Source organism: Fervidobacterium changbaicum, from assembly GCF_004117075.1.
GTDB lineage: Bacteria > Thermotogota > Thermotogae > Thermotogales > Fervidobacteriaceae > Fervidobacterium > Fervidobacterium islandicum.
Genome location: NZ_CP026721.1, coordinates 678,257 through 701,710, shown reverse-complemented (window position 1 = coordinate 701,710; position 23,454 = coordinate 678,257). Strand labels below are relative to the sequence as shown.

21 protein-coding genes and 1 tRNA gene are annotated in these 23,454 nt (G+C 40.0%); 8 read left to right on the top strand and 14 right to left on the bottom strand.

The window, feature by feature from the left end; translation table 11 throughout:
* Positions 1-5: 5 nt before the first annotated feature.
* Complete coding sequence (locus tag CBS1_RS03200) at positions 6-1,145, bottom strand: acyl-CoA dehydrogenase (protein ID WP_033191843.1); 1,140 nt, start codon at positions 1,143-1,145, stop codon at positions 6-8.
* Positions 1,146-1,476: 331 nt separating this feature from the next.
* On the opposite strand from CBS1_RS03200, the gene CBS1_RS03195 reads away from it, so the two are divergent.
* From CBS1_RS03195 to CBS1_RS03185, 3 genes are all read left to right on the top strand, one after another.
* Positions 1,477-2,895: a hypothetical protein gene (locus CBS1_RS03195; protein WP_033191842.1), complete on the top strand. Its 1,419-nt coding sequence runs from the start codon at positions 1,477-1,479 to the stop codon at positions 2,893-2,895.
* Positions 2,896-2,942: 47 nt separating this feature from the next.
* Positions 2,943-4,748 carry a 5'-nucleotidase C-terminal domain-containing protein gene (locus CBS1_RS03190; protein WP_090222776.1) on the top strand — a complete coding sequence of 602 codons (1,806 nt, stop codon included), beginning with the start codon at positions 2,943-2,945 and terminating at the stop codon, positions 4,746-4,748.
* Between the two features lie 74 nt (positions 4,749-4,822).
* Positions 4,823-5,434 carry a lysoplasmalogenase gene (locus CBS1_RS03185; protein WP_062946230.1) on the top strand — a complete coding sequence of 204 codons (612 nt, stop codon included), beginning with the start codon at positions 4,823-4,825 and terminating at the stop codon, positions 5,432-5,434.
* 5 nt (positions 5,435-5,439) lie between these two features.
* On the opposite strand, the gene CBS1_RS03180 is transcribed toward CBS1_RS03185, so the two are convergent.
* The 8 genes from CBS1_RS03180 to CBS1_RS03145 form a co-directional block, all read right to left on the bottom strand.
* The gene (locus CBS1_RS03180; RefSeq protein WP_128998101.1) at positions 5,440-6,252 is read right to left on the bottom strand and encodes a hypothetical protein; all 813 of its coding nucleotides are present in this window, start codon (positions 6,250-6,252) and stop codon (positions 5,440-5,442) included.
* Positions 6,253-6,289: 37 nt separating this feature from the next.
* Positions 6,290-7,447, bottom strand: a complete 1,158-nt coding sequence (gene flhB, locus CBS1_RS03175; protein ID WP_090222779.1) for a flagellar biosynthesis protein FlhB — start codon at positions 7,445-7,447, stop codon at positions 6,290-6,292.
* The gene (locus CBS1_RS03170; RefSeq protein ID WP_033192630.1) at positions 7,378-8,151 is read right to left on the bottom strand and encodes a flagellar biosynthetic protein FliR; all 774 of its coding nucleotides are present in this window, start codon (positions 8,149-8,151) and stop codon (positions 7,378-7,380) included. Before CBS1_RS03170 ends, flhB begins: the two co-directional genes overlap by 70 nt.
* 70 nt (positions 8,152-8,221) lie before the next feature.
* The gene (locus tag CBS1_RS03165; protein WP_033191837.1) at positions 8,222-9,118 is read right to left on the bottom strand and encodes a LipS2 family lipoyl synthase; all 897 of its coding nucleotides are present in this window, start codon (positions 9,116-9,118) and stop codon (positions 8,222-8,224) included.
* A 2-nt stretch (positions 9,119-9,120) separates the two neighbouring features.
* Positions 9,121-10,899, bottom strand: a complete 1,779-nt coding sequence (locus CBS1_RS03160; RefSeq protein WP_052107282.1) for an ABC transporter ATP-binding protein — start codon at positions 10,897-10,899, stop codon at positions 9,121-9,123.
* 49 nt (positions 10,900-10,948) lie between these two features.
* Positions 10,949-13,273: a diguanylate cyclase domain-containing protein gene (locus CBS1_RS03155; protein WP_090222781.1), complete on the bottom strand. Its 2,325-nt coding sequence runs from the start codon at positions 13,271-13,273 to the stop codon at positions 10,949-10,951.
* The gene (locus tag CBS1_RS03150) at positions 13,257-13,505 is read right to left on the bottom strand and encodes a S4 domain-containing protein (RefSeq protein WP_033191835.1); all 249 of its coding nucleotides are present in this window, start codon (positions 13,503-13,505) and stop codon (positions 13,257-13,259) included. The genes CBS1_RS03155 and CBS1_RS03150 overlap by 17 nt, the downstream gene beginning before the upstream one ends.
* A gap of 81 nt (positions 13,506-13,586) precedes the next feature.
* A complete protein-coding gene (locus tag CBS1_RS03145; protein WP_164969239.1) occupies positions 13,587-15,467 on the bottom strand; it encodes a putative glycoside hydrolase in 1,881 nt (626 codons plus the stop codon).
* 221 nt (positions 15,468-15,688) lie between these two features.
* Here CBS1_RS03145 and CBS1_RS03140 point away from each other — a divergent pair, with 221 nt between their 5' ends.
* Positions 15,689-15,889, top strand: coding sequence for a cold shock domain-containing protein (locus CBS1_RS03140; protein WP_014451689.1), 201 nt, complete (start codon positions 15,689-15,691; stop codon positions 15,887-15,889).
* Positions 15,890-16,068: 179 nt separating this feature from the next.
* On the top strand, positions 16,069-16,269 hold the full coding sequence (locus tag CBS1_RS03135) for a cold shock domain-containing protein (protein ID WP_033191834.1): 201 nt from the start codon (positions 16,069-16,071) through the stop codon (positions 16,267-16,269).
* 62 nt (positions 16,270-16,331) lie between these two features.
* On the opposite strand, the gene CBS1_RS03130 is transcribed toward CBS1_RS03135, so the two are convergent.
* A complete protein-coding gene (locus CBS1_RS03130) occupies positions 16,332-16,538 on the bottom strand; it encodes an FmdB family zinc ribbon protein (protein ID WP_033191833.1) in 207 nt (68 codons plus the stop codon).
* A 265-nt stretch (positions 16,539-16,803) separates the two neighbouring features.
* Here CBS1_RS03130 and CBS1_RS03125 point away from each other — a divergent pair.
* Positions 16,804-16,879, top strand: a tRNA-Asn gene (locus CBS1_RS03125).
* 99 nt (positions 16,880-16,978) lie between these two features.
* Here CBS1_RS03125 and CBS1_RS03120 read toward each other — a convergent pair.
* Together CBS1_RS03120 and CBS1_RS03115 are read right to left on the bottom strand one after the other, a co-directional pair.
* Positions 16,979-18,040, bottom strand: a complete 1,062-nt coding sequence (locus tag CBS1_RS03120; protein WP_090222783.1) for a CapA family protein — start codon at positions 18,038-18,040, stop codon at positions 16,979-16,981.
* A 75-nt stretch (positions 18,041-18,115) separates the two neighbouring features.
* Positions 18,116-18,595 carry a ferritin-like domain-containing protein gene (locus CBS1_RS03115; RefSeq protein ID WP_090222785.1) on the bottom strand — a complete coding sequence of 160 codons (480 nt, stop codon included), beginning with the start codon at positions 18,593-18,595 and terminating at the stop codon, positions 18,116-18,118.
* A gap of 228 nt (positions 18,596-18,823) precedes the next feature.
* Here CBS1_RS03115 and CBS1_RS03110 point away from each other — a divergent pair, with 228 nt between their 5' ends.
* Both CBS1_RS03110 and CBS1_RS03105 read left to right on the top strand, forming a co-directional pair.
* Positions 18,824-20,440 carry a Na+/H+ antiporter NhaC family protein gene (locus tag CBS1_RS03110; protein WP_090222787.1) on the top strand — a complete coding sequence of 539 codons (1,617 nt, stop codon included), beginning with the start codon at positions 18,824-18,826 and terminating at the stop codon, positions 20,438-20,440.
* A gap of 275 nt (positions 20,441-20,715) precedes the next feature.
* Positions 20,716-22,221 carry a sensor domain-containing diguanylate cyclase gene (locus CBS1_RS03105; RefSeq protein WP_164969238.1) on the top strand — a complete coding sequence of 502 codons (1,506 nt, stop codon included), beginning with the start codon at positions 20,716-20,718 and terminating at the stop codon, positions 22,219-22,221.
* 257 nt (positions 22,222-22,478) lie between these two features.
* Here the strand turns inward: CBS1_RS03105 and ndk are convergent, their stop codons facing one another.
* Positions 22,479-22,922 (bottom strand): nucleoside-diphosphate kinase, encoded by a 444-nt coding sequence (gene ndk / locus CBS1_RS03100; protein ID WP_090222791.1) that lies wholly within the window; start codon positions 22,920-22,922, stop codon positions 22,479-22,481.
* The gene (locus CBS1_RS03095; RefSeq protein ID WP_090222792.1) at positions 22,904-23,437 is read right to left on the bottom strand and encodes a hypothetical protein; all 534 of its coding nucleotides are present in this window, start codon (positions 23,435-23,437) and stop codon (positions 22,904-22,906) included. The genes ndk and CBS1_RS03095 overlap by 19 nt, the downstream gene beginning before the upstream one ends.
* Positions 23,438-23,454 lie beyond the last annotated feature (17 nt).

The window sequence follows — 23,454 nt, the reverse complement described above, 5'->3', positions numbered from 1 at the left end:
ACACCTCACTTTATGTACTGGGCTGCTATTACCATCTTCTGAACTTCGTTTGTTCCTTCGTATATTTGTGTAATCTTTGCATCCCGCATCATACGTTCCACTGGATAATCTTTTGTGTAGCCGTAACCTCCGAATATCTGGACTGCTTGGGTTGTTACTTCCATTGCAACGTCGGATGCATATTTCTTGGCCATTGCGGCATCCGCACTTGTGAGGACCCCTTTGTCCTTTTTTATCGCAGCGTTGTAGACAAGCAATTTCGCAGCTTCTGTCTTTGTTATCATATCGGCGATGTACCACTGAATTCCCTGGAAAGAACCGATCGGTTTTGAGAACTGTCTTCTTTCTTTTACGTATTTCAGAACTTCTGAGATTGCTCCTTCTGCAATTCCAAGGGCTTGTGCTCCAACACCGATGCGGCCTCCATCGAGCGTCTGCAATGCAATTTTGAACCCCATCCCTTCGCTTCCAAGGAGGTTTTCCTTTGGAACCTTACAGTCCTCAAAGATTAACTCCGTTGTTGATGAACCTCTGATACCAAGCTTTTTTTCGGGCTTTCCAACTTTAAACCCCTCGAAGCCTTTTTCTACAATAAAGGCACTAATACCTCTCGTTCCTTTGGATTTGTCTGTCATCGCAAAGACGATAAACACATCGGCTGTTCCACCGTTGGTGATAAATATCTTTGAACCGTTAAGTATGTAGTAGTCCCCTACAAGCTTTGCAGTAGTTTGCTGGTTCCCCGCATCACTACCTGCATTTGGTTCTGTTAAAGCAAAAGCACCAAGGTATTCCCCTTTGAGTAATGGTCTAAGGTACTTTTCTTTCTGATAGTCTGTACCCCATGTGTATATGGGGTAACAACATAGAGATGTGTGTGCAGAAAGAATAATAGCCGTTGTCGCGCAAACTTTTGCGATTTCCTCTACAGCCATCACGTACGTCAGATAGTCACCGCCTGCGCCACCAACTTCTTTCGGAAATGGTATACCCATCATCCCAATCTCTGCCATCTTCTTTATCGTTTCAGTTGGAAAGTACTCTTCTTCGTCAACCTTCTGTGCAATGGGTTTGACCTCCGCTTCAGCAAACTGCCGAAACAGTTCCCTTGCAAGAAGTTGTTCCTTTGTCAACAGATAATCCATCCTATATACCTCCAGTTCATCGCATATTTTTGGCTTGGTTACTACTTTCCACTTTGCGTGAAATTATTCACATATCACCATGATTATACCACTAATTAAAGAAATGTTAAGTTTAATTGTGAATAAAATCACGTAAAGAACGTGTTAAGCTGGAAGTTTTCAATAGAAGTAAAGAAAAACCTTAAGTATACGTGGAATTTCTAATGTTTTCTTCGATATTTCTTTCATGTTTAATAGCGTATTGTTAAACAAAGAGATGTTCCGCTGTCTAAATCTGGGGGTGAATGATATAATAAGTTGAGAAAGAATATAGAAAACGGAGGGGATTGCATTGAAAGTAGGGGTAAAACTATTTTTGATGTTTTTGATTGCTGGAGTGGTAGTAACATTTTCACTTTCTTGGATTATCGAATTCTATAAATTCGAGAAACGCTTAGTTCCTGCAGAGAGAGTTGAGAGATTATTGGAGAATGCTGTGCGGATAGCTAAAGAGGTTTATCCATTTGAAAATAGAGGGGAAATTGCCGTAAGGATCTTGGAAGAGTACAAGAAATACAGGCCAAGTGGACGTAAGATGCTGCCAATTGATGCTTTTAAGGTGATCCAACCTGCTATTTCCGTTGTTGACGATCAAAACTTCCGACTTTACCCACCTGTTGAACCTGTCTACAGTGTGCTTCCGTTTACAGTGGTTGTAATCGATGGTAGAGCGATCGTTTCATCCAGCGCCGTCTCACATATTAAGGCTGGCGATGAAGTGCTTGAGATAAACGGTAGGAAAATGAAAGATTTAATCCACCTGCTATTACCATACACTTCTGGTGAGAATTATGCTATTCGAGAACAACAACTAACAACACTGATTCAGCTAATTCCCGAGCTTTTGGACAAGGAAAAAAGAAGCGTCGGCATCTTTTATAGACAAAGGGAGTATAATATAAAGGTCAGAGGTGATTCCAATGAAAGAAACGTGGTCGTCAAAACGCTAACAGCAATGAGCTATCCTCGTGAAAGTTCACAATATCCGGCATTACCAAGCAGAAGGCCTTTCGAGTTCTACAGAGAGAATGATATTGGAATATTCAAATTCGGCACTTTCTCGCTATCAGGGACAACGTACAATAGTTACAGAGAGTTCGTTATAAATACGCTTGCTCAAAACAAAGATTTGAAGATAGTTTTACTTGATTTACGAGGAGTTGCAAGCAGAGATTTTACTATATTTAAAGAATTTTTTGACCACTTTGTTGAGAAGAAAACATCTGTCGAAAGGTGGATTTCAATTGTCAATACGGCTTACAATATGAGTGTGCTTAACAAATACGGCGTGGAATTCACCAAGACAACGAATGAGCTTCTCAGGATAAAGTATTTCCACACGTTCGAAGCAAGAGAACCAACCATAAAGGCGCAGGTTTGGATTTTGTTCGATAGATACACATCAAACGCTGCTCTGGATTTCATATACACCTTTAAAAAGCTCTACAAGAACAGAACCATAGGTGAACCCACGTTGATGAGGATAAATCACACAACAGAAGTAGATTACAAGTTCGACGATGCAGTCAAGACAACATTTATGTTCCCGGAAGCTGCTATAGACGAGGACGTAGCAGCTGACGAGGTTTTGGAACCAGATTTTAAAATAGAATTAAGTACCGAAGAGCGAATTAACTATCTTAAGGGCATAGAGGATACCATGCTGAACAAGGCAATGATAATACTAAAAGAGCATTTGAACTATGAATAAATTGCAGGGTTAATAATACCACACTTTGATAAAGGGGGGCGCTGTGTATGGCATGGTTTAGGAAAGTTTGGATATGGCTGTTCGTACTTCTTGCGGTTGTATTTGTATTTGCTGAGACAAGGCAGATTGTCATTCTTCAAACAAGTGACCTGCACGGGTACATCTATCCAATTGATTATGCAACAAACAGACCTGCAAACCAAGGTTTAGCGAAGGTTGCATCGGTGATCAAAGAGCAAAGGGAAAAGTACGGCGAGGAGAACGTTATAGTTGTTGATACAGGAGACCTTATTCAGGGAAGTCCTTTGGAATACTATCATGCCAAGTTCGACAATTCTGATGTTGACCCTATGGTACTTGTGATGAACCATCTCAAATTTGCAGCAAGCACCATTGGGAACCATGAATTTAACTACGGATTAGACGTATTGAACAAGGCGATAAATGAAGCAGAGTTCCCATTTTTGAGTGCAAATATAACAGACGAATTTGATTCCCCGTATTTCATGCCATACCATATTGTTGATTTAAACGGCGTTACGGTACTTATCCTTGGCTTGACCACAAAGTTCATTCCAAACTGGGAGGACCCCAGAAACATCTCCGGGCTGAATTTTAAAGACCCCGTAGAAATAGCAAAGCTCTATGTAGAGGCACTGAGAGATATTGCAGATGTGGTTGTGATTGCGTACCATGGTGGGCTGGAGCGAGATCCAGTTACAGGTGAACCAACTGAGCCACTTGTTGGAGAAAACCAAGGTTATGAGCTTGCAACTCAGGTTCCGGGTGTGGATGTCTTGTTGACAGGCCATCAGCATCGATCAATTGCAACGAAAATTGGTAATGTTGCGGTCACTCAGCCGTCCAATTGGGGAAAGATGGTAGGTAAGGTAACGATAAAGCTCGAGAAGAATGAAGACGATGAAAGATGGATTGTTAAGGAAGTCATACCAGAATTAATAGATACGTCAAAGTATCCTGCCGATCCCGAGGTGCTGGAACTTGCAAAACCGTACGAAGAGAAGACCCAAAAGTGGTTAGATACACCTGTTGGAATGGCAAAAGGGAACTTCTGGATTTCCGATCCATTTGCTGCAAGACTTTGGGATAACCCATTGATCGAGTTTGTCAATAAAGTTCAGATGTACTACACGGGTGCGAAAATTTCTTCTACTGCTCTCTTCACGAATGATGTTAAGGGTTGGAAAGAAGGGCCAATAACGTTGAGAGACATAAACGCCGTTTATATTTATGCAAACACTTTAAAGGTATTGAAAGTCAAAGGAAAAGATATCAAGGATGCCCTCGAGAGGAGTGCAGATTACTTCGTTTTTGAAGATGGAGTAGCAAAGGAGAATAAGGCTTGGATAGAACCAAAGGTTCAGCGGTACAATTACGATATGTGGGAAGGGATATCTTACAAAATAGTGTTGAATAGACCAAAAGGTGATAGGATTGTAGACCTTATGTTCGAAGGAAAGCCTATCGACATGGACGCTGAATACGAAATAGTTTTGAACAACTACAGGGCAGGTGGCGGTGGAGGATACGAGATGTTCAAGGGCAAACCGGTTGTTAGAGAAATCTTAATAGAGATGGCGGAACTGATGTCCAATTACGTACTTGAGAAGAAAGAAATCGAAGCAACGCTTGACAACAACTGGGGTGCATATGTTGAGATGAATTACACCGTCCAATCAGAAGAAACAATTGAAACAGTTGCATCAAAGCTTGGAGTTTCGGTAGAAGATTTGAAGAGATGGAACAACGTGCAAGAAGTCAAACCGGGAGATGTGCTGAAATATTATGTTCCGTACTTTGAGTATCTGGAACTTATGCAAAAAGCATCATAACATAGCAGTACCAAAAACCGGGGGCTAAACGCCCCTGGTTTGTTTTTGATAAAATGAAAAGGGTGGTGAGAAACGTGCTGTTGTTTTTCGTTATCGTATCAATTGCATGTGCGTTGGTAACCATAACTCTAAAACAATTGGGAATTTTTTGGAAAGCTTCTGTGGTCTTCAAAGTTCTAACAACTCTCATGTTGTTTTTGGCTGTTTTCAGTGATGCTGTGTTTTCATATTCCAATGGCAAAGCCGGAGTCTTAGTTTCTTTTGGTCTTTTAGCGGGGGTTTTAGGGGATTTCTTTTTGGAATTTGAGAGGTTTTTCATATACGGTATGGTGGCATTTTTATTGGGGCACATGTTCTATGTGTTTGGGTTTTATATGATGGGAGGATTGCTGTCTTTAAGTTTGCTGATTTTGGTTTTGGCAACTGGTGTTGTTTATTTTCTTTTTATTAAGAAGTTCTTAGGCAAGGATAAGTTTGCAGTATTTTTGTACGTTTTAGCTATCTGCACAATGGTTGCGTTCTCTTCTTCGGTGAATGTCCTAACCTTTTCGGGTGCAGTTCTTTTCTTTCTGTCCGATGCCATACTCGCGTTTGATAAATATGTCCGGAAAGTGCCAAGCAGAGATTTGCTCGTTCTATCGACATATTTCGCTGGCCAGTTGTTGATAGCACTTAGTGTTCTTTGATTTAGTCACGTACTCTTGTTGAATAATGAAATCAACTCAACCAGTTTTTGCAAATCTTCTATAAATAAGGTTATGCTTCCGTAGTTGTAGATTGTTCTTGTGAAGTCGTCAAGTAGAGTGTTTTGTAGGAGACGTTCGAGCTCAGGTGATTTTGGTTGCCTCTTGAATTCGTCATACAATTTTGATATCTGCTCGGAGAATTTTAAATTGAAGTTCCTAAACTCTTCTAAAAGTTTGTACACTTGCACATATGAACTGTTGAAAAGTTCTATCCGGAAAATGCAAGGATGATTGAAAGACGAATTAAGAGAGTGTTTACTCACCAGGCGCTTAATGGAAAGGGCAACGTAGATCTCAAGAAGAAATTCGAATTCTTTGTCTGCAAAAATCTCCAAGTTCTTTGTTAGAAAGTTACTGTTTAGAGATATTACACATTCAAGGTTGTTAAGTGTGTTTTCTACTTTAAGAAAGCTGTTATTGTAGATTTCGTTGTACTTTAAGTGTTCCAGCGACAATGCATTGGAAATTTTAAATTTCTCAAAGTTTTCTGCGTTGAACGTAATCAGATTTTCAAGAGGTAGGAGTTCATTCGTCTCGTATTCGTTCACGTTAAATAGCCACCCATTGAGCTCTTCATGATATCGTCTCACAGGTTGCAATCCCAGAAGATTCACTATGTTAAGTGAGTGCAGGTCAATGAACTTTTCGTCGTTTATATCCACAATTAGTGGTGCATAATAATCAAGAAGTTCTTGGAACGTGAAGTTAGGGTCATAATAGACCTTCAGAAGATTCCCCCCTTGATTTATTATGAGCAAACGATACCAGTAAGAACGAGCAATCTTAAAAGCGTATTTATTTAAGTGACTCTCTTTTTTCTCTCAGTGTAAAGACGTACGCGAGAATTTCTGCTACCGCTTTGTAAAGTTTTTCCGGTATGGCATCACCAAGTTCGGTTGTGTAGTATATCTCCCTCGCGAGTTTCGGATTTCTAACTATTGGAACATCGTTTTCCCTTGCTATTTCAATTATTCTCAGTGCGACTCTGTCAACCCCCTTTGCAACCAAAACGGGTGCGAAGTCTTTTTCCGGGTCATACCGCAACGCACAAGCAAAGTGTGTTGGGTTGGTTATAACCACACTTGCTTCCGGTACTTCCTGCATCATTCTGTGCATCGCATATTGCATCATTATCTGCCTTTGACGTCTTTTTACTTCAGGGTTCCCTTCTATTTCTTTGAATTCTTCTTTTACTTCTTGCTTAGTCATTTTTATACTCTGCTCGTATTCGTAGCGCGAAAAATAGTAGTCAGCTATGGAAACAACCAATAAAGCTATTGAACACTTGATTATGAGTTCGGTGAAAGTACTCCAGACAAGTAATGCACCGTCAATTAAGCTCGAGTCAGCAGTGACCATTATTTTCTGGAAATTGCCCTTCAGTACACTGTATCCGACAAAACCAACTATCAAGAGTTTGACAATAGCTTTCGCCAATTCAAAGAGAGACCTCAGTGAAAACATTCTTTTAAGTCCTGTTATTGGATTAAGTCGGTTGAGGTCGAATTTTAGAGGCTTAAGTGTGAAGAGAAAGCGGGTTTGCAGTAGCCCGATGATGAGCGAGAAAAACGCTGCACTGAGGACCAGAATGGAAACTGACATAAAAGCGGATGTAAAAGGTTTAAAACCATAAATCAGAAAATCTTCAAACGTTCTTATATCGGTGTCCGAAATCTCAAAAGTAGCTGTAGTACCATCTATTAACGCATTCAAAAGCGTCTTCCCAGTAAATAGAAATAAGGCAGCTACGAACAAAAATCCAAGTCCGGAGATAAACTCACGAGAAGCCGGTACTTGACCTTCCTCGCGTGCTTTTTGCCTCTTTCGTGGGGTCGCCTTTTCTGTTTTATCGGGATCTGCAAACAGCTGCAGATTTATTGTGGCTATCTTGCTAAGAGTTGGTTGAGGTAAGGCTCCAACTTGTAAACCATCCTCGATATCAGTTCTATCCATACCGGTATCATCCCCACAAACAGTACAAAGAGTATCAACGTTGAAGCTGGCATGGCAACCATAAAAACGTTCATTTGTGGCACAAGCCGAGACAGAATCCCAAAGAGTACGTTTATCAGGAACATCAGACCTATTATTGGTAATGCTATCTGTAAAGAAAATAAAAAGGCATCAACGAAAATCTTTACATACAGGCTGCTGACTTCTTTGAACGGGACTTCCGAAAGCAAAAGGGGATATTTTTGAAATGATTCAACAACGGCTTTATATAGTATCAAATGTCCTTTTAATGAAACAAATATGTAGACCGATATTAGGTAGATGAATTCACTTGTTAAGGGTGACTCTTCCATCGTTGGGTCTAGTGAACCGCTAACGTTAAATCCCGACTGAATACCGAAAATCTCGCTACCAACGTAAACAGAGCTGACGATAGTGTAAGCTATTAAACCGATAATAAAGCCTATGAAGAAATTATACAACACAGAAGCCACGATTGTTACCACTGGTAATGGCAGTAAAACGGGAATTGCAACGTTAGGAAGAGTGACATAGCCGAGTGCCAAAAGTAGGATTATCATGACTTCCAGTGGTAAAGAAAAGCCCGCAAAAAATGGAGCTACTACCATCATCCCGGTTAACCGTGAAAGGATGAGTCCGTAACTCAGGGCATACCTTTGAAGCAGGTCATATATCTGGTTCATGTTCAAAAAAATCGCCTCGCCTAATTAGGCTAAATTTTATAAAAGAAACTGTCAATAATAAGTAGGAGGACTATCTACTTTCCGAGTTTTTGAAAACGTGATAATTGTACAGTACCTTGCTTCTCGGGCTGTCGTTGTAATATGGTCTTGTACAGTGCGTGCATCCGGATGTTAGAAATGCCTTGGATACATCGATAGAGCTGTCAAATCTTACAGACTTCAAATTTCCAAATTCATCGAAATCGACATCTGGTTTTTGATTTGCCTCGAAGATAAGGAATCTAAGGAGCTGTATATTTCTGTATCTTTCAATAGATGGTGGCGACAGATGAGCCAATTTCGTGCCTCTGACAGGTGTAAAAGCAAAGAGCGCAATTTTGACGTTGTAAGATTTCATCAGTTTAAATATTTCATAAAGCTCTCTGTCCGTTTCGCCAAGCCCGACGATAATGTGTGTAGTTATTCTTCCTGGATACCTACTTGCACCGTATCGAATCAAAGATAACGTATATTCGAGAGGCCATGAGCGATATAGCATATGAAACCCTTTAGAAGCAACGTCGATGGCCATCCCTAAATCGTCTACTCCTGAGTTCATGAGTGTATCGATTTCTTCTTCGTTCTTAACTCGTGTAGACACGGATATGAGTAAATCGTTGTTTTCATTTGAAGACCTGAGATGTTTAATCACTTCAATTATATCATCAAGATATCCTTTGTAATTGACCGTTTGGATACAAACTCGCTTGAACTTGGAACTAACTGAATTCAAACTATCCACGTTTACTATTTTCCACACTATTCTTGATAAATAAGAGTTGTCACTTTCGGAATCTTTTGCATGTGTACAGTAAGCACAGTTGTACATGCATTTTCCATCAAGCATAAGATAGGCAGTTGGCATTTCATCAGGGATTGACTCCCCGTTAAGCAATTTCCATGTCCAGTAAGAAGCCCTCAGGAGCATCTTTACGCTGTCTCCTCTTTAGCGAATTGGATTTCATAAAGCTTGTAGTAAGCACCTTTCTTTTTCAAAAGCTCGAAATGTCTTCCTTCCTCTGCAATCCTCCCGTCGGCAACGACAACAATTCTGTCTGCGTTGACTACTGTAGAAAGTCGGTGCGCAATCATTATTACAGTGTTATCTTTGGACAGTTCCCTTACTGCTTTCTGAATTCTGTGCTCTGTTTCCACATCGATATTACTTGTCGCTTCGTCGAGTATGAAAATCTTAGCACCAAAAAGCACAGACCTGGCAAGTGCTATCAACTGCCTTTCACCAGCGGAGATACCTTTTCCCCTCTCAACGATTTCAGTGTATATGCCCTTTGGCAACCTCTGTATAATCTCCAGCGCTTCAACCTTCTCAAGAGCCTTGTACACTTCTTTCTCGGATATTTCATCGTGGAAGAGGCGGATGTTATCTAAGAGCGTTCCACTGAACAGCACAACATCCTGAGGAACAGCGGAGACCTGCTTTCTCAGAGCGTGAATATCGTATTCTTCCAGCGGCAAGTCGTCGATTAAAATCCTTCCTTTTTGAGGTCTATACATTCCATTTATGAGGTTCATTATTGTAGTTTTACCTGCTCCTGTTTCCCCAACGATTGCAACAAGCTCTCCAGGGATAAAAGAAAGGTTCACATCTTGCAAAATCCAGCGTTTGTTGTCGTAACTGAACCACACATTTTGAAATTCTATCGTTCCTTTTTCTATGGTCTTTTTCCCATCCGAACTACCTTGTTCCTCTTGGGGTTCGTCCAGTAGTGCGAAGATCTTTTCACCACTTGCGATAGTGTTTTGTATGATATCGTACTTTTCAGACAAGTCTTCGATAGGTCTCATGAATGTGTCGATATAAGACACGAAAGCGTAGAGGTCTCCAAAATTAAGAATCTTACCTAAGATGTACTTTGAGCCAAACCAGATGATGAGGGAGAGAGTGAGATAGTACAAAAAGTTAATCAGCGGTCTGAATATACCAAACACATACAATTGGTTCATACGGGCTTTGTAGAGTTCTCTGTTTATTTGGTCAAACTCTTTTCTTTTGTATCCTTCCGCGTTGAACAATTTTGTTACAGGCATTCCGGCTAAATTCTCAGCGATGTACGCATTAATTCGAGCGATGTTTGTTCTTACTGCACGGTATGCTCGAATATCGAAGTATCTGAAAACTGCCATTGCAACGATGATAATGGGGAAGACGTAGATAATGTCAAGAAAGAGCCGTGAACTGATGCTCCACATCATGATAATTACACCGACGAGCAAAAAAACGTCGTTAACGATGCTTGTTATCACCGAAGTAAAGAATTCTTGCACATTTTGTGTATCGCTTGTTATTCTTGTTGTTATCTGCCCGCTGGGATGTCTATCGAAAAAGGACATCGGGAGTTTCAGAACATGGTCGTAAAGCTGCCTTCTAACATCGTAAACTACACGGCCGCCAATGTACGTAGTTACGAGTATGGAAAGGTACTCAAAGAGGAATATTCCCCCAGAAACCATCAAGAACAGGAGCGCCTGCTTAGATATTCCCGTTATTTTTTCAGCTGTTTGTAGCGTATCTGATAGTATGTAAGTGTTTATAGCCTTCCTTACAATTTGTGGAGGCAGAAGTGATAGGTACGTGAGAACAAGCACCACAACTATTGCCAGTGCCAAAAGATGCCAATAGGGGAGGGCATATTTTAGTAGCCTTAAGAACACACTTGATTTTTTCTTTCTTTCCTTCTCTTCCGACATATCTTTTGTCTTCACATCGTTCACTCCCTGAGAAATGTTTAAACTCCGATTACTCAAACTCTATTTTTCCTGTGATTTTGGATTTGTAACTTCTTTCATCTGCGAGTTTCAAAACCTTGTAAATATCCCCTTCTTCAGGATAAAGTGCCACACCTGTTGAGAAAGACAATTCGGTTGCTCTAGCGAAACACTCGGAAATTCTCTCAATAACCTTTCGGACAACCTCTTTTTCAACAGACTTGATAATCAGTACGATTTCGTCCCCACCGTATCTGAACGCCAAATCTTCTTTTCTTATATTCAAATTTATGCACTTTCCTAACTTTTTAAGTACCTCGTCCCCTCTTTCGTGCCCGTACATATCGTTAATGAGCTTAAATTCATTCAAGTCCAAAAATGCGACTGAAAACTGTCCTACGGGAGAACTTGCAATGAACTCCTCCAACGACCTGCGGGTCCTCAGACCTGTTAAAGCATCTATTTCTGCCTTTTCTTTTATGGCTTCAAGGAACCTTTTGTTTTCAAGAACCAGCACCATCTGATTACCAAGGTCTTTGAGCACTGCGAGTTGGTAGTCGGAAATAGGCTTTCGGTCGAAATTATTGTCAGCTAAAAGCAACCCGACGAACTTGTTGCCACTTTTGAGGGCCATAACTGCGAACTCATTTACAATATCGAACTCCTCAGCGATTTTTGGTAAATCGCCTTTTGCAACTATGTGAGGTTCACCATCAAGGTATTGTGTTATTTCATCCTGCCTTATGATTTTTCCTTCGTAGACCGATTCCAATGCCGACCTGAAATCTTTTGAAACCGTCTCCAAAAAGTCTGACATATTCAGTTCTATATCCTCAATCGCTTCCCAAATCTTGCGTGCCTCCTCTTCGCTTCGAGGACCAAGGGCTTTTTGAAAGACGAATTGACCATCGGTGTAGTAGAAGAACATCGCTCTATTAAAAGAACCTGAGTAACCTGCGGTTATGCCGGTTAGGAATGCGTAAAGAATCGTGTTAACATTGCTCTCAGGTTTTAAAACGTACTCTGTGATTATCCTTGTGTTCACAAAGCTTTGAGCTAATCTCGTTGCGTTATGGTGTATGAAAAAGAGCACTCTTGAGATCTCTTCAACTCCTTCAACGATCATCTTCCGTATGATTTCTGGAACGGGCCGTTGCAAATCTTGGTAACTTAACAAGAAACCTCCAAGGTTTGCTCTCATTTCTGCTTTTTGTTCATCAACATTATCAACTACCACTATTTTATGAACTTTGGCGTTGCGTAGCTTTCTAGCTATTCTCCAAATTTTGTAGAGATTCTCTGGAACTTTTTCGGGATCATGGTGAACGTAAAGGCTTACGTCGAAAGGTATATTGTATTTAACTATTTCATTGAGTATAAACGAGAGATAACTATCTAGGTACGCAATTTTGATTTTTCTTTCAAAATCTTTCCAATGCACTACCCTCACGAGCAGCTGTTTAGCTATCCATTCCAAGAACTCCGTATCCCTCTCATCAAACGGTGCCTTGAAGTGGCTATCTATGTCGATTTCCCCGAAAACGCTTCCATCGTTTCTTAGTATTGGAACCACGATTTCGCTTTTTACATGAGGGCTACAGGAAAGGTAATTGGTCTCTGAGCTCACGTCTTGAACAACAAAGGTTAATTTCGTCGCAGCAGCCTGTCCGCAAATTCCTCTTCCAACGGGTATTCGCACGTGCTCTGTAGGTTCACCAACGTACGGTCCCAGAACAAGGATGCCATCCTCTTTCTCATCCATCAAATAAAACCCCGTCCAGTTGTAGTACGGAACATTCTTATCCAGTAACTTGCAAATATTTTGCAGAAGGTTTTCGTTATCAAGCTTTGTGATTTCTTCTTTCAGTTTTGAGAAAATCTCGGATTTATCGTAATAATCTCCTTCCATATCCCCGTGTCTAAAATGAACAACTGCTTGATACACAGCATCAGAAAGCTGCGAAAACTTTCCCTTCTTCCAAAGTGAGAATACATCGAAAACTATAACTTTTTCGTGTTTGCCGTCAACGACTACCCAATCCTTTTCTCCAATTCCAGCAATGAGATAGACAACAAAATCTTCACGCGATAATTCCAAATTCCGAGCATTCTTTCGAATCCTTATGGATAGTTCTTCCTTGAGCTTTTCTTTCTGTTCTTCATAAACGTGCGAAAATTCGGTCAACTCGTTCCGTGATATCTTGGAAAGTTTGTCGTAGAAGTTTTCAAAACGCTTTGCGTAATTTTCGGTTATTGGTTTAAACGGAAGTCTGTCCCAAAAATCCTTCCAGAATCTCTTTTCGTACGTCAAAATTTCCAGAAAGTCATCAATGTGGTTCTCAATAAGACTCCTCATCTTCGTCACCTCGGTAGAGTTCTTCTAAAACTTGATACTTCATATCCTCCGTAACCAAAATTTTTAGAGTGCGTTTGCCGTAAGACACTTCTAAAATATCCCCGGGCTTTACCTCGTAAGAAGGTTTCAGAATTCGTCCGTCTTTTTTCACAAGACCAGCCTTTGCTACTTCCTGGGCTATTGTTCTTCTCTTTATTATCCTATTGGTTTTGAGAAATTTATCTAAACGCATGATACCACCACCTGAGATATTTCGGCAACACCAGAAATATTATACCACAAAAACCAAATGGTTCGCAATACGAACAGAAACTTATTCGTACCACATTTTCTTGTAATTATTTGCGGCATTCCATAGCATGTACTCTTTTATCCCGAGGTCTTTGACGGCTTTTATTTGCTTTCTAATAGCCTCTTCATCATACACAATATGTCCTTTCACCCATGTTGCAGTGAATGATTGGAGCCAAGGCCTGATTCTCGCCGGTGTAGGAATGTGGAGATTTCTCCTAAGTCCATCTCTGATTGCATTGTATACTGTTTCATATGGATATGCATCAGGTACGCTGAGGCCAAAGGAACCGTTTGCATAGTGGCTTGGGTACACCATAGGGCATATGTAATCAACAACGTTTGAGACAGCTTCCCAGTACTGTCCAATACCCACATCGTCAACTGCCGTAGAAACAAGACCGAAAACATCGGCTGCCAGTGGAATATTGTAAGGTTCTAATTTCTTCTTTGAGTAAATGAGGAATTTTTGAATTGCCTCTGCAAAAGATTCGTTTCCAACCTGTCTTAAATTAACTCTTCGTTGAGTTTCCTTGGTAAGTTCGGGGAACCTCACATAGTCGTACTGTATTTCCTCAAATCCCACTTCGGCAGCTTCCATGGCCACTTTTACATTGTATTCCCATAACTGTCTATCATATGCCGATGCCCACGGTACTTTGTATATTCCCATGTAAGGCTCACCTGTGTCTTTGTAGACTATAGACCGGTCTTTGTGGGCTCGTGCGTAGGAAGGGTCTTTAAAACAAACGATTCTCGCGATCATGTAAAATCCTTGGTCTTTAAGTTCTTTCACAATCTGCTTCATTTCGTCCTTTTTAAAGAATGCTCTTGAATTCGCTTCGGGAACAAACTTCGCTGCGGCTTCTGTTTCAAAAAGCATAAACCCATCGTCGTCTTTGACGTCTACGACGAATGCGTTAAGGTTTGTTGATTTTGCAAAATTTACCCATTGCTGGATCTTCTGAACATTGTTAAAAGACCACCTTGTAAGATATATAGCTCTTACGTTTTCGATCCTTGCTTTAACTTTTTTAACTGGTTCAAACGACAATTCGTCGTAATCTTCACCGGTTATCGGCTTTAAAGAATCACTTAAAAAGGTTGAACGAATCCATCCTTCTGCAAGACCTTTTGGAGTGTTGTACCTTACCTTTGCAAAATTAACGCTGTTGTAAGTAGTTTCGTCTAATTTCTCCACATAAGTTGCGTATTTAAGCGTATCAACAACTTTGCCGCTCTCTGGAGTATCAAAAACACTTACATTAAACGCGATAACGTAATGATACTTGCGTGTGGAAACCAGGGTTTCAGGTGCACTCTCAAGCTCATTTTCTAAAACCTTTGTCTGTTCGAAAGACTTTGTGTTATCTTTTTTTGATTCAGCTCGTTCGTCTGACAAATTAGTCGGTGTACTCTTGTCAATCTTAATGGTTGCTTCGTTATTGGTAGCCGGTTGTACATTTTCGTGCTTGGGTAATAATGTCGCGTCAGTTGATAGTTGCAGAGGGATAAGAGTCACAGAATCATTAGACAACTCGAGCTTTGTAGAAGAGGAGAACTCTGTGTCCAGAGCTGTTTGTGTAGGATCTTGTTCCAAAATTTGCGTCTTGTCTGTAGTTAAAAGAGTATCCTGAGTAGTTGGTGTAGTAGTAACAGTGACGTTGGTAGGATGATTTGAATCGCTGACTTGCTTTGTGTTCAGAACATTGCTTTCAGAGAATATCAAAGAGAAGAAGATAACAAAGGTTACGAAAAAAACAGCGAGTGCAACCAACCCAATTTTAAATTTAGTTTTGCGGATCCTCTCTAACATGAGCTTCCCGCTCTGGCTAAGTCTGTAAATCTTGTTGAGTTTCTTGTACTCTTTTTCTGTTCTCTTGGTTTGTCTGTCTCTCCCCATGTTCTTCCTCCTCATCCCCATCCGAATGATTAAAGTAGAAAGCATTTTGGATTTGCAATAATCAATTATAGCATTAATACTGGGAATTTGAAGACTAATTGTTATTTCGGTAAGTATTTTTTCAAAAAGGTATTGACTTTTTTCCTTAGGGGTGTATAATGAATCATCCGCTGAAAAATGGAACAGCGGCAAGTCAGAAAGATTTTAGGAGGCGTTATCGCATGAAAGGTACAGTTAAGTGGTTCGATGCAAAAAAAGGCTACGGTTTCATCACCAAAGAAGACGGAGAAGACATTTTCGTTCACTTCAGCGCTATTCAAGTTGACGGTTTTAAGACACTCAAAGAAGGCGACAAAGTCGAATTCGACGTTCAGAATGGTGCAAAAGGTCCTCAGGCAGCCAATGTAAGGCTTTCAAAGTAAGCTTTAGAGGATGACACAATAAGCCCCCAAATGGGGGCTTTTTTCATTGAATCAATTATCAAATTTGATTTTTCAAAAAGACAGATAGAATATATTGACTTTTTTGTCGTGCGGGTGTATAATAAATCAACCGCTGTAAAAAAGCGGTGAGTAAATAAGATTTTAGGAGGCGTTGTTTCATGAAAGGTACAGTTAAGTGGTTTGATGCAAAGAAAGGCTACGGTTTTATCACTAAGGAAGACGGAGAAGACATCTTCGTTCACTACAGTGCGATTCAGGTTGAAGGATTCAAAACACTCAAAGAAGGCGACAAAGTCGAATTCGACGTTCAGAATGGTGCAAAAGGTCCTCAGGCAGCCAACGTTAGAATTATTAAGTAAGCCTGTAGAGGATAAAAATCAGCCCCCTTCATGGGGGCTTTAACTTTTTTAATTACTCGCTGTTATTCGCTTTCTGTCTTGGCCTTTCCTGAGTTTCTGCTGTCTGTAATGTAGAACCCACTACCTTTGAAGACAATTCCTACTCTTCCTATCGCCTTCGTCATCCTGCCACCGCATGAAGAACAAACAACCGCCGGAGACTCATTTATGCCGTGCATGTGAACTTCTTCGTTTCCACAGTTCTCACATACGTATCTGTACATTGGCATGTTATCACCTCCAATGCTAGAAAGATTGTCGTAAACTTTCACAAAATATTATAGCGTTCAGCTTGTGAAAATTCAACTGCAATTAGGTTAAATAGTCGTTTAACCTCATTATGAATTCATTTATGGCACAGCTAAATTTTGGGACTTGACAAGAAGAAGGTTTTATAATATCATTTTTATCGCAATGTAAAAACAAAAAGTTTCAAAAAGTTAGGACTTGACAAGTTTTCCGAGTGTGATATAATAGAAAATGATGTGTGAGTGTTCCGGCGTAGCTCAATCGGTAGAGCGGGTGGCTGTTAACCACTAGGCTGGGGGTTCGAGTCCCTCCGCCGGAGCCAAAAAAAGGACGACGAAAAGTCGTCCTTTTTTCCATCATTCTGAGCATACCTATTTGGTTTACAGAAGCTCCTTCCTAGATCCCGCCTTGATTTCCATTGTTATTTTGTCTCATCTTGGAGCAATTTTTTCTGAGCTATCTGTGATAGTCTTCTAACATCCGATTCGGTAAGGAACCTATCTGGAGATTCGAAGAAATCTTTCACAGGCAATATTCTATAAGCAATCTTGTTCCCAATTTTGTATCTGTGGACCCATGTGAGGATGGGATTCACATCAATTACACCTTTTACAGGATGGTATGCTACATCTAGTATTACACCTTCATCAGTACCAGAGGTTGTCATGTTTGAAAGGAAGTTGCCAAGCGAGTAGGCTATGAGCTTTGTTTTTAAACCACATTTCACAAGTTCGATGCGTTGAAGAACATGCGGATGACTTGCTATTACCATATCTGCACCATTGTCCAGTGCAAAGTACGCAAGTTCTATTTGTTCTTTTGTTGGCCTTGTTTGATATTCGTTCCCGTAGTGGAAATAGATTATGACTATATCAGACGCCTTTTTCATTTCGTCAAGCACCGAAAGAATGGCAGGTTTTGATATATACATGAACATGTATTTGTGCTTTTCGTCAGTCGAGATACCGTTTGTTGAATAAGTGAAAGATGCAAAGGATATTTTGAAACCTTTCACCTCAACTACCTTGAAGAGTTTTTCAAGAGGTGTCAACCGCGCACCAACGTAGGTAAGACCGTACTTTGAAACCTTTGTTATGGTTTGTTTAAGTCCTTGCACACTTCTGTCAAGCATGTGGTTATTTGCCACATTGATAATGTCAAAACCCGCGTACTTTAGCGCGTCGAGTACTTCGTCGGGTGAGGAGAACTGTGGGTATCCAGTGTATGGTAGTCCACCAAGAGTTGTTTCAAGGTTACAGAAAGCAATATCGCTTTTTTCAATGTATTTCTTTACATATGAGAAGATATTTTTAAAATCGTATCTGCCATTTGAGTAAGCGGAGTTTATAGTGGGCATGTGGAACATAACGTCTCCGACAAACGAAAATGTTATTTGTGTAGAGAAGATCGATGATTTTAATATGAAGATTAGCAAGAAGAAAAAACAAGCAAAACTTTTGCAGAATTTGGATGGGTTCGACATGTCAAATACGTCCCCCTGACTGTATAAACAAGAACCCGGAAAACCGGGTTCTTGTTTTGATATTATTAGAATTGCTTAAATCATGCTTCCTTCACTGTATGTTGACAGGTCTTCGCTTAGAATCTTTTCAGAAAGTTTCCTTAAGTGTTCCTTTTCTTCGTTTATTATCTCTTCCACCGGCTTTGGATCGGGGATTAGTTGTTTAATCTCGTTATAGTATATTATGGAATCTTTTTCAACTTCGATGGCTCTTCTAAGAGCACCAAGCACTGTTTCTGGAATGTTTTCGTTTTCAATTTCAGGGAAGATGAAAGCCTTTGCATAGGTTTCAGCGTAACCACTTACTTCTTCATTTTGCCAAGTAGCCAGCGATGGGTCTTCTTGGTACTTCTTCATTATCTCCTCGAACCTTTTTGCATGGTCTCTCTCTTGTTGCGCAAGTTCGTTGAAGAAGACTTTGAGTTGACCTTGTGTTTTCTCTGCAAGTTTAGAATAATAGCTGTAACCTGCCGATTCCACTTTAATAGCGATGTTTAATAACTCTCTTCCTCTCATGTTCACACCTCCCAAAGATTCAGAATGTATTGAGCCTCGGCTCAAAATTTATTATACCATATTTGTAAGTTTAAACAAAAAGTTTCAGGGGCACATATGTTCGAATTAATAGTAGGATTTCATAAATTTCACAACGGCTTTCTTTTTATGTTTTGTTTTGTAACGATTAAATGGTATAATCTTAGAAAACGGTTGGTTTCTTAGTTTGCATGTGGGAGGGGATGAAAGATGGAACATTACGGTTGGCTAAGTATTTTACCGCCTGTTGTGACTGTGGTACTCGCACTTGTAACGAAAGAAGTTGTTTTTTCACTATTCACAGGTATCTTTGTGGGTTACCTTATCGTTAGCAACTGGAACCCCCTTACAGCGTTGATAGGTGTGACAGATGGGATTGCCAACTCACTTAACGATTCTTGGAACATTCGAATCATCCTGTTCTGTGCACTATTAGGAGCGTTTGTTGGATTAATGCAGGCTACAGGGGCTGCACACGCATTTGGAAAAGCGATGGCATCAAAGGTTAAAAGTAGAAAAGGGACTCTTTTCATAACTTGGCTCTTCGGGATAATTATATTCATAGACGACTATTTCAACTCACTGACTATTGGAACAGTTATGCGTCCTGTTACCGACGAGCAAAAAATTTCCCGTGCAAAGCTTGCGTACATACTTGACTCAACTGCAGCACCTGTTAGTGTTCTTGCACCGATTTCGAGTTGGGTTGTAACGGTAATGAGTATTATCAAAGGTTCGGACGGATTTTCAAAACTCGGAGTGAGTGAGTTTACATTTTTCATAATGCTTATTCCTATTAATCTTTATGCAATACTCGCGATATTGATGGTTCTCCAAACGTCTTTCCGTAAAGACTTTGGACCTATGGCAAAAAGTGAAGAGAGAGCTATTAAAGGTTTGGGCTTATACAACGAAGAGTTTGGACAGCCTACAGGTGAGATAAAGGAAGGCATAGTTGTTAAAGAACATGCCAGGGCCATTGACATGATACTACCTATACTTGTTCTTGTTGGTCTTGCGGTTGTTTTCTTCCCAGTCACAACTTATCTTGGAGCAATAGATGGGGAAAATATCCACACGTTCTCTGAAGCTGTTAAGTCGATGAGTCTCAAAGAAGCATTCAATAACACAGATGCTTCAAAAGCGCTATTTTACGCATCAGTATTCACACTTGTCTTCTCGTCGCTTTACTTTATACTCAGAGGTTTACTCACTATCCAAAAGGTTGGAGAGGCGATTATAAGTGGTATTAAGTCGATGGTGCCTGCATTGGTTATACTAACGCTTGCTTGGACGATCGGTACGGTTATTAAAGCTTCACCAGAGGATGGCGGACTTGGTTTGTCTAAATACCTCGCTCATATTGTTACAACTGGAGGTTTCCCACTGTGGGCGTTGCCTGTCGTTGTATTCTTGATTGCAGCGGCGATTTCGTTTGCAACGGGAACAAGTTGGGGAACGTTTTCGATAATGATACCAATTACCTTGCCTATCGCAGTTGCGCTTGCTGAAAAAACAGGTGCTAACCTTCTGAACAGTGCACTTATTTCTGTTGGTGCTGCAGTTGGAGGTGCTATATTTGGAGACCACTGCTCTCCCATATCAGACACCACGATTCTTTCTTCAACAGGAGCAAGTTGTCCACATCTTGAACATGTGGCAACGCAGATGCCTTACGCTGTCTTTACTATGGTAATGGCCGCAATTGGTTACTTTGTTGCAGGGTTGCTTAACAACGCATTGGCAGGATTGGTTTCTGCTCTCATTGTGTTCTTCGTAGCTTTTGAAGTTATGGTGAGAAGGAGTAAGGTAAGGGAACAAGAATAAAAACATGAAACATAAAACATAAAAACAAAAACCCGGGAGTCTTTCCCTGGGTTTTTCTTTTGTATTTACGAGTTGCGCAAACGTCTGACCAATTAGATAAAAGCGTGCTATAGGGACTATTTGGGAGCGACATACTGATGTTCCCCTCTTTCGTAGAAAAGGATGGTTTCAGAAAGCTTCTAGCAATCATTTATATGCGATAAATTTTTGATATAATTGAATTAAGTAAGTTGGATTAGCCAATTTTCTGTCTTATGAAGTGGGGTATTGGCGATATGCAAAGGAAACTTATGAAGTACTCTGCGGAAATTCTTCTAGTTTTAATAGGCGTAACTGTACTGCACTTATCATTAATTGCCAACTTGCATCTTTTCAAAAGCGTCGAGACAATTGTGAAGAACAATATAATCGACCAGGCACATCTTGCGTTAAATGTAGCGGTTGATAACATTGAAAAGATTTACCAAAAATACCTTGCTGGAGACATAAATGAGCAAACTGCTCAGAGATTAGTAAGAGAGTACGTCGAAACTTCATTTTTTGGTCCAGAAAATCTCGATTATTTTTGGATACTAAGTACTGACGGAGTACTTATAGCTCACCCTTATGAGAAAGAATACGTGGGTCTTCACTATATGAAAGTGGATGATGAAATATTGAGAACAGCTGCTGAGAGTATTCTAAAAGCAGCCAGATCCGGAATGAGGTACGCTGAGTATTCATTCTACAAATACGGCTCCCGTGAAACTGAGAGTAAGATTTCAGCCATAACCATTTTTGAGCCATGGGGTTGGATTGTTGGTACAGGTTTTTACAGGACGTCCATACTTGAACAAGTAAAGAAAGCTAGGAAAGAGGTTCAGAAAAGTTTTTACTTGGTCTTCGCTATCATTTTGGTTATCTATTCCTCTTTTGTCTTTCAGTACATCAAGAACAACGTAGAAAGAACGAAGATGTTAAAGCAGTTATCGTTCGAAAGAGATATACTCAAAAAGCTCATTAACTCAATACCCGAACCTGTGGCACTTTTTGGTCGATCAAAACAGATAGAAGTGTACAACCAAAGCTACGAGCGTTTAGTATGGGAAGTTGGTGATTTGAGTCAAAACATTTTAGCTGAATTATCAAAAGCGGCAGAGGAATTCAACAAAGAACTGACTGTTAAAACCTCATCGGGGACAAGGTGGTTTAGGTTAGAAATCAAGCGGATTTCAGATTATGAAAATACTTATGAAGGTTCTATCGTAGTTATGCACGATATAACAGATCAAAAGCTGCAGATACTGTTTTGGCAGGATAAGGCTTATCAAGACCCGTTAACTGGTGTGGCTAACAGAAATCTACTCGATAATTTTATTGAAAAATTTCCAGACCTTGGGGACAATTTTTCTATAATAATGCTTGACTTAGATAATTTCAAACAACTAAATGATGAGTACAGTCATCCTTTTGGTGATGAGGTCCTCAAGGCTTTTACTAAAATTTTAAGGAATTCTATAAGAAAGGACGAATTCTTGATTAGATACGGTGGTGATGAATTCTTAATTATCACAAAACAAGGTAAAAGTGCTGCGATAAGTATCGTTGAAAGGTTGCAAGAAAGGTCGGACCAACCTTTGGAAGTAGAAGGGAAAAAGATTAAGATAACATTTTCTTCAGGAATTTCGAATTCTTTGGAAGATGGGAACAAGATTTTGGAACTCATCAAAATAGCAGATGAGAGGCTTTACGAAGCGAAGAAATCAAGAAATAAGAATAACAAGTCTACGAATCAATATTGACTTTTTCAAAATTTACAATTATCGATGTCTGAAAACTACTTTGCGCTCCTGAACTGCCAAATAATATGTTTTGCTTGTTGGTTGATATTCGTCAAAAAGTGCGGTAGGAAGATCAAGAGTGTCACTAGAATTTCTTGTTCTTCTTACCGCACCGTCTTAAAAAAGTTTGATTTGCTTTTTTACTCAAACTAGCTATACTGTTGTCCTGAAGACCAATTATCAATATAGTTCGTATGGAACACGAAAATTTCAATTTATCAAATATCGTCTTGTATGTCAAGTTTATAGTCAATTAGCTCATCAGGCCTAAAGAATATAGACATCTCTCTTTCGGCATTTTCAACAGAATCACTCGCGTGAATAAGGTTTTTGGTGACTGTTAAAGCAAATTCCCCCCTTATTGTTCCAGCCTCAGCTTTGAGAGGGTCTGTTGCTCCGACTATGTGCCTTACCATTTCTATTACTCTTGGAGCCTCCAATACTATCGCTACTACAGGACCGCTCATCATAAATTCCACAAGCTCTTGGTAAAACGGCTTCCCTTTGTGTGGCTCGTAGAGTCTCTCACATTGTTCTTGTGTCATCCAAAGAAACTTTAGTCCGACGATTTTTATTCCCCTCTGCTCGAATCTCTTTACTATCTCACCGATGAGTCCCCTTCTAACTGCATTTGGTTTAAGTATTATAAAAGTTCTTTCCAAGAGATCACCTCCAGATAATCATAATTGGAAGAGAGTGCACTCAATATAGCATCCATCTCGTTGTTCGGATACTTTGTTAAAACAAAAGTTGTGTTCTTTTCTTTGTTATCCTTTGGATAGTACTTGGCATGGAATACATCGCCCAAGTACTCAGGAAATAACCTTTCACCACACAACTCATTTTTGGTAGATTTTACACCACCTAAGAGTTTGTTGATATCAAGGTTGTATTTCTTAGAAAACAATTCAAGAACTGCAGCTTGGATAGCGAATTTTACCTTCGGGTGGTTTGGGAAGTGCTCTTCGAGTATGTTGGTTATAACAAAGACATCTTCACTGTGCAATTTCTCGACGATGCTTCTGTATTCTTCAATCACACCCATGAATATTTTATAATTTTCACCGTTTCTTCGAATCGGAAGGATAGCTCCCGTTCCAGATATGTTGTTTTCCTCAACTCTCAGGACTATGTATTCAAAGTTATCCTTTCTCTCCAAGTTGTAGAAAAATTTCATTTACCATACACCTCCAC

Excerpts from the sequence above, each read along its gene's own strand:
- CBS1_RS03150 (WP_033191835.1), bottom strand. The coding sequence starts at position 13,505 with ATGCGTTTAGATAAATTTCTCAAAACCAATAGGATAATAAAGAGAAGA.
- CBS1_RS03200 (WP_033191843.1), bottom strand. The coding sequence starts at position 1,145 with ATGGATTATCTGTTGACAAAGGAACAACTTCTTGCAAGGGAACTGTTT.
- CBS1_RS03155 (WP_090222781.1), bottom strand. The coding sequence starts at position 13,273 with ATGAGGAGTCTTATTGAGAACCACATTGATGACTTTCTGGAAATTTTG.
- CBS1_RS03135 (WP_033191834.1), top strand. The coding sequence starts at position 16,069 with ATGAAAGGTACAGTTAAGTGGTTTGATGCAAAGAAAGGCTACGGTTTT.
- CBS1_RS03105 (WP_164969238.1), top strand. The coding sequence starts at position 20,716 with ATGCAAAGGAAACTTATGAAGTACTCTGCGGAAATTCTTCTAGTTTTA.
- CBS1_RS03115 (WP_090222785.1), bottom strand. The coding sequence starts at position 18,595 with ATGAGAGGAAGAGAGTTATTAAACATCGCTATTAAAGTGGAATCGGCA.
- CBS1_RS03095 (WP_090222792.1), bottom strand. The coding sequence starts at position 23,437 with ATGAAATTTTTCTACAACTTGGAGAGAAAGGATAACTTTGAATACATA.
- CBS1_RS03140 (WP_014451689.1), top strand. The coding sequence starts at position 15,689 with ATGAAAGGTACAGTTAAGTGGTTCGATGCAAAAAAAGGCTACGGTTTC.
- CBS1_RS03120 (WP_090222783.1), bottom strand. The coding sequence starts at position 18,040 with ATGTCGAACCCATCCAAATTCTGCAAAAGTTTTGCTTGTTTTTTCTTC.
- CBS1_RS03170 (WP_033192630.1), bottom strand. The coding sequence starts at position 8,151 with ATGAACCAGATATATGACCTGCTTCAAAGGTATGCCCTGAGTTACGGA.
- CBS1_RS03130 (WP_033191833.1), bottom strand. The coding sequence starts at position 16,538 with ATGCCAATGTACAGATACGTATGTGAGAACTGTGGAAACGAAGAAGTT.
- CBS1_RS03160 (WP_052107282.1), bottom strand. The coding sequence starts at position 10,899 with ATGTCGGAAGAGAAGGAAAGAAAGAAAAAATCAAGTGTGTTCTTAAGG.
- CBS1_RS03165 (WP_033191837.1), bottom strand. The coding sequence starts at position 9,118 with ATGCTCCTGAGGGCTTCTTACTGGACATGGAAATTGCTTAACGGGGAG.
- CBS1_RS03110 (WP_090222787.1), top strand. The coding sequence starts at position 18,824 with ATGGAACATTACGGTTGGCTAAGTATTTTACCGCCTGTTGTGACTGTG.
- CBS1_RS03190 (WP_090222776.1), top strand. The coding sequence starts at position 2,943 with ATGGCATGGTTTAGGAAAGTTTGGATATGGCTGTTCGTACTTCTTGCG.
- flhB (WP_090222779.1), bottom strand. The coding sequence starts at position 7,447 with ATGGATAGAACTGATATCGAGGATGGTTTACAAGTTGGAGCCTTACCT.
- CBS1_RS03145 (WP_164969239.1), bottom strand. The coding sequence starts at position 15,467 with ATGGGGAGAGACAGACAAACCAAGAGAACAGAAAAAGAGTACAAGAAA.